The 2,720-nt window shown below is 69.3% G+C and carries 2 protein-coding genes; both read left to right on the forward strand.

All coding sequences use genetic code 11. The features are described from left to right. On the forward strand, positions 1 to 1,017 hold a 1,017-nt coding region (locus tag AB0L95_RS42000; protein WP_365171925.1), incomplete at its 5' end, for a beta-ketoacyl reductase. A 48-nt stretch (positions 1,018 to 1,065) separates the two neighbouring features. Further along, positions 1,066 to 2,720, forward strand: a 1,655-nt coding sequence (locus AB0L95_RS42005; protein WP_365171927.1) for a beta-ketoacyl synthase N-terminal-like domain-containing protein, incomplete at its 3' end; no start/stop codon positions are given.

Below are 2,720 nucleotides of genomic sequence, written 5' to 3' on the forward strand. Positions count from 1 at the left end.
CAGTTGGACCGTGTCCTGCGTTCGAAGATAGACGCCGCGTTCAACCTGCACGACCTCACCCAGCACCACCCCCTCAACGCCTTCGTCCTCTTCTCAGGCGCGGCGGCCACCTTCGGAAGCTCCGGCCAGGCGCATTACGCGGCGGCCAACGTGTTCCTGGAGGCGCTCGCCGCACACCGAGTGGCGAGCGGACTGCCCGGAGCCGCCCTCGGCTGGGGCTTCTGGGCCGAGCGCAGCGACATGACGGAACACCTCGACGCGGTCGCCATGCGGCGCATCGCACAGATCGGCCTCGCGGAGATGACGTCCGAGCAGGGACTCGACCTGTTCGACGCGGCCGTACGCGCCGGGGAGGCCTTCGTCCTGCCCGCCGTCCTGAACGAGGCGAGCCTGCGTGAGCAGGCCGTCGCGGGAAACCTGCCGGCCATCCTGCGGGAACTGGTCCGCAGGCCCGCGCAGCGGAAGGCGGCCACGGCGGACGACGGTCCGGCCATGGACACCGCGACCCTGGCCGAGCGTCTCGCAGCCGCCCCCGAGGCGGAGCGGACCGAGCAGCTTCGCGATCTGGTCTGCGCGCAGGCCTCCGGAGTCCTCGGCCACGCCACCGCGACCGCCGTGAAGCCGCACCAGAGTTTCAAGGAGCTCGGTTTCGACTCCCTGGGCGCGGTGGAACTCCGCAACCGTCTGATGCGGGTCACGGGTCTGCGTCTCTCCGCCACCCTGGCCTTCGACTACCCGACGCCGGCCGCACTCGCCGACCACCTGTGGGACGCACTGCGACCGGAAGAGGAGTCGGTGGCGGACCGGGTGCTCAGCGACCTCGACGAGCTGGAGTCCGTGCTCGCCACCCTGGCCGCCGACGAGCAGGCGCGCGAACGCGTCCTGAGCCGGGTGCAGCAACTCGTCGCCAAGCACCTCGCTGACGAGGCGGCGAGCCTCGACGAACCGTCCGGTGCGGACCGGTTCGACGCGGCCAGCGACGACGAGCTCTTCGAGTTCCTCGACAACGGCAGCTGACAGCGAAGCCAGGCGACGGACTTTCATGACCGCAGGCAAGGGGGAAGAATGAACACCGAGGACAAGCTGCGTTCGTACCTCAAGCAGGCTGCCGCCGACTTGCACGACACCCGTGCTCGCCTGCGCAAGCTGCAGGACGATGCCCATGAACCCGTCGCGATCGTGGGGATGGGGTGCCGGTTCCCGGGTGGCGTGCGCTCGCCGGAGGACTTGTGGCGGCTGGTCGTCTCGGCGGGCGACGCCGTGTCGCAGTGGCCGACGGATCGGGGCTGGGACGTCGAGGGTCTCTTCGATCCGGATCCGGATGCGGTGGGGAAGTCGTACTCGCGGTCGGGTGGGTTTTTGTATGACGCGGCGGAGTTCGATGCGGGGTTCTTCGGGATCTCGCCGCGTGAGGCGCTGGCGATGGACCCGCAGCAGCGGTTGCTGCTGGAGACGTCGTGGGAGGCGATCGAGCGGGCCGGTATCGACCCGATGTCGCTACGGGGCAGCCGCACCGGCGTCTACATGGGCCTGATGTACCACGACTACGGGTCCAGGGTCGGCGAGGCCCCCGAAGAACTCGAGGGCTACCTGCTCAACGGCAGCGCGGGCAGCATCGCGGCCGGTCGGCTGTCGTACACGTTCGGCTTGGAGGGCCCGGCGGTCACGGTCGACACGGCGTGTTCGTCGTCGTTGGTGGCGTTGCATCTGGCGGTGCAGGCGCTGCGGCGCGATGAGTGTCGGATGGCGCTGGCGGGCGGTGTGACGGTGATGTCGTCGCCTGGTCTGTTCGTGGAGTTCAGCCGGCAGCGGGGGATGTCGTCGGACGGTCGGTGCAAGGCGTTCGCGGAGGGCGCGGACGGTACTGGTTGGTCCGAGGGTGTGGGTGTGCTGGTGGTGGAGCGTCTGTCGGACGCGCTGCGGCTGAGGCATCCGGTGTTGGCTGTGGTGCGGGGGAGTGCGGTCAATCAGGATGGTGCGAGCAATGGTCTGACGGCGCCGAACGGGCCGTCGCAGCAGCGGGTGATCCGGCAGGCGCTCGCCGACGCCGGACTGAGCGCGGCGGATGTCGATGCGGTGGAGGCGCACGGAACCGGCACCCGGCTCGGTGATCCGATCGAGGCCCAGGCACTCCTTGCCACGTACGGTCAGGAGCGTGGCGGCGAACAGCCTTTGTTCCTGGGGTCGTTGAAGTCGAACATCGGGCACGCACAGGCGGCCGCCGGTGTCGGTGGGGTCATCAAGATGGTGATGGCTCTGCGCAATGGTGTGCTGCCGAAGACGCTGCATGTGGATGCGCCGTCGTCGCATGTGGATTGGTCGGCGGGTGCGGTGGAGCTGCTGACGGAGCAGCGGGCGTGGCCGGAGCTGGACCGGCCGCGACGGGCCGGCATCTCCGCCTTCGGAGCCAGTGGCACGAACACCCATGTGATCGTCGAGCAGGCCCCGGAGCACGAATCGGAACCCGGGGACCACCCTCACGGGGAGCTGTCAGGCCTGGTGCCGTGGGTGGTGTCGGGGAAGTCGGAGGCGGCGTTGTGTGCGCAGGCTGAGCGCCTGCGTGCGTTTGTGGCGGAGCGTCCTGGACTTGATCTGGTGGGTGCGGCGTCGTCGCTGCTGCGTGGTCGTTCGGTGTTCGAGCATCGGGCTGTGGTGGTGGCGGGTGGTCGTGGTGAGTTGTTGGGTGGTTTGGGGGTTGTGGCGTCGGGTGGTGTGGCGTC

Origin of the sequence: Streptomyces sp. NPDC052036, from assembly GCF_040680495.1 — a bacterium.
GTDB lineage: Bacteria > Actinomycetota > Actinomycetes > Streptomycetales > Streptomycetaceae > Streptomyces.